General features: G+C 36.5%; 4 protein-coding genes. 3 read left to right on the plus strand and 1 reads right to left on the minus strand.

What is annotated here, in order from left to right:
- A partial coding sequence (locus MTBBW1_RS26585) for a transposase (protein ID WP_139786925.1) occupies positions 1–726 on the plus strand: 726 nt, incomplete at its 5' end.
- Here the strand turns inward: MTBBW1_RS26585 and MTBBW1_RS26590 are convergent.
- Positions 713–1,297 (minus strand): SGNH/GDSL hydrolase N-terminal domain-containing protein, encoded by a 585-nt coding sequence (locus MTBBW1_RS26590; protein ID WP_080809858.1) that lies wholly within the window; start codon positions 1,295–1,297, stop codon positions 713–715. The genes MTBBW1_RS26585 and MTBBW1_RS26590 overlap by 14 nt on opposite strands.
- Before the next feature lie 262 nt (positions 1,298–1,559).
- On the opposite strand from MTBBW1_RS26590, the gene MTBBW1_RS26595 reads away from it, so the two are divergent.
- Positions 1,560–1,805: a hypothetical protein gene (locus tag MTBBW1_RS26595; protein WP_080809861.1), complete on the plus strand. Its 246-nt coding sequence runs from the start codon at positions 1,560–1,562 to the stop codon at positions 1,803–1,805.
- 20 nt (positions 1,806–1,825) lie between these two features.
- Positions 1,826–2,905 carry a hypothetical protein gene (locus MTBBW1_RS26600; RefSeq protein WP_080809863.1) on the plus strand — a complete coding sequence of 360 codons (1,080 nt, stop codon included), beginning with the start codon at positions 1,826–1,828 and terminating at the stop codon, positions 2,903–2,905.
- The last annotated feature ends 101 nt before the right edge of the window (positions 2,906–3,006 follow it).

A 3,006-nucleotide genomic window follows, 5' to 3' on the forward strand; every position in this document is an offset into this window, starting at 1 on the left:
ACCATCACGCCGCGCTACTTTCTTTATGATGGTGCTTTTGGGAATAATCCCTGTCTTCAAATGACCCGCAGCTGCGGACTCGAACTCATCTCGAAGCTCAATTGCAATTCAGAGCTCTATTTCCCCTATGATGGGGAATATAGTGGAAAAGGAAAACCCAAAAAATACGGTGACAAGATCAATTACGCTCGAATACCCAAGCGCTATCTTGTGGAATCTACCGTGGAGAACAATATCAGGACCAGCATATATCAGGCGACCATGTGGCACAAAGACTACCCGGATCAGTTGAATGTCACAATCATTCATAAAGAAAATTTATCCAATGGAAAGGAAGGTCGGGTCATCTTGTTCAGCAGTGATTTGGAGCTCGATGCGAAAACCATGATCCATTATTATCGTCTGAGATTTCAAATTGAATTCACATTTAGAGAGGCCAAGCAACACTGGGGACTTGAAGACTTTATGACGATCAAAGAGCAATCCGTTCAAAACGCAGCCGATCTCTCCATGTTTATGGTGAACGTTTCCCAAGTACTTGGAAGGGCGGCACCAGAAGAGACGCCTTTTAGTGTCAATGATCTAAAAGCCAGATTTCACGGGCTTTTCTATGTCAAAGAGCTATTAAAAACCGATCCAAGTTTTGATGGATCAGGTATTTTCGATCGACTATATGAAAGAGTTTGCCGTATAGGCTGTATTCATCGTCAACCTAGGGCGGCATAATTGGCGAAGGTATTGTTTTAGTGTTGCAGTATTTATCTGGTATTGCAATAGTATTTTTTTCAATATAGATATCAAATTCAGGACATTTGATATAGGATGGAAGGAAAATTTCAACTTTTTTCATAAGTTGACCGTTTTTGTTTTCTTTCATAATGTTACTAGTATTTGTTACACTAAAATTTTTTAAAGCATAATCGTAAATGTAATTAGTATGGTAGGGATCTCCTAAAGACAGAGGAATTTGAAGTTTTCCATTTATTGCAACATCAATGGCACCTTTTGCAAATTGGGAAAAACAGTCTGATCCCAGGACTTTAGGTGGTTCTTGGAAAGATAATCTAAACAGTGTAGAATTAGTTTTAAATGCGATTTTAACACCGGCACTGTGAGTTCTGAATTCATCAAGAATTTGATCAATATCCATTTTGTAGGGTATGCGAATAAATCCTTCTTTTTTGTTATAAGAAAGTAAACCTGTTATAGCAGTATCTTTTTCTAAAGAGATTTTAGAAAGTTTGTTATGTTTATCAAGATAAATATGGGATATTGTAATATTTTCAGATTCAGTCAATTCATCTTTTTTTTGTTTCCGTTTTTAATACAAGTTTCAGATAGACCCTGCAGTTTTTTTTGATTTTTTATGAGATATTGGATTGAGATGTTTTCAAATTTTTGGGACTGTAAATATTCAAGTGATGGATTCATTTTTATAAAAATTGACTATAGTTTAAATTAATTGCTAAAATACGTACAAACAACATAATGTGCTCAGTAAGGCCGTCTGTCAAAGAAAATCCGACTTGAGATAAGATATATTTTAATGGGAGGTGCGTATGAAATCCAAGCAATATAAGGCTCAAATCACCATTTTGGACTCTGAACAAAAGATAGTGACAGATCTGGAGCACCTTTTAAGTATTGAGAACGGAACGATTGATGATATAGAAATGTCTATTAAGGAACTAAAGAATATAATATTGACAGAAATTCAGAAAAGTATTTTAGAAAATGAACAAACTGAGTATATAAAAAAAAGCCTGCTGGAATCTCATGTAATGGAACGAACGTTATCACAGTAAAGACACTCCATGGATCATTTATGTTTAAAAATCAAAGATTTAAAGATTCACAGGGCAATGAATCGCAAAGCTATTTTGAGCGTGCTGGCAATTCTCTTTGTCATAAAAGCACCAAAGGTTTGGAAGAGTTGGCTTGTCGTTATGCACGAGATACTACATATACAAAAGCAGTAGAAGCCGTCATAGATGTTAGTGGAGAACAGCAACTAAGCGACCAATGTATTCATCAAATGGTTGCAGATCGCGCCAAACAAGTAAGTGAAGAGTGGGCGGTTCAAGCACGTCTAACGCTTGAAACCGCTGAAATGCCCGAAATTAACCCTACGGTCGATCTGTATGATGAAGAGATCGATGAGGTATGCCTTACGGTTGATGATATCCTTGTAAAAGAGCAGAAGTTATGTCGTGACCATATTCCCAAAGAAAAGAGACATTTTATTCCTACCACATTGGTACTACTGGAAAAAAAGAATCATAAGTTTTCTTATTTATTGGGTGGCGTAGACGAAGCTTCTGAGACTCAAGTTGGAGTATCAGAAATGATAACAAGTAGTTTAATCAAAGAATATGGCTCAGACTCTCAGCCGATCAACATTGTGGCTATAAATGATGGGGCTCGTGATATACGAAGTCTTTTAAGCTTTACTTTTGGAATGATCGTGACAGTGATTTTAGACTGGTATCACCTCAAAAAGAAAGTCAATGAGCATATGAGTATGTTCGGATTGCCTATTGAAGAAAAGAAAGAGATGATCAAAGAGGTTCTACACTGCTTGTGGCGAGGGCACATAGATGAAGCTATGAGAATAATTGAACAAAAAGAAGTATCAAGTGAACGTAAAATACGCAAGCAGAATCTATTAGAATACCTTGAAAAACATCGTTCTGAAATCATAAATTATAAAAAACGTAAAAAACTCGGAAAGTATATTGGAAGTGGTCGCGTAGAAAGTGGTGTGAACTCGATTATAGGGCGACGGCAAAAGCGAAATGGAATGAGTTGGAGTAAATCCGGCAGTAAATCTCTTGGTATTCTTAAGGCTGTTCAGCTTAATGAACAATGGCATGAACTCTTCTTTTCACAAAGGAAAGCAGCTTGAGCACTTGAATATTTACAGCCCCAAATTTTTTTTCTCTGATATTTGGAAGGATTTTTGACGGCTCTATCCCTAAGTAAGTCATTTGATTTTTAATTTCTTTG

The sequence above is a fragment of the Desulfamplus magnetovallimortis genome, from assembly GCF_900170035.1.
In the GTDB taxonomy this organism is placed as follows: domain Bacteria; phylum Desulfobacterota; class Desulfobacteria; order Desulfobacterales; family Desulfobacteraceae; genus Desulfamplus; species Desulfamplus magnetovallimortis.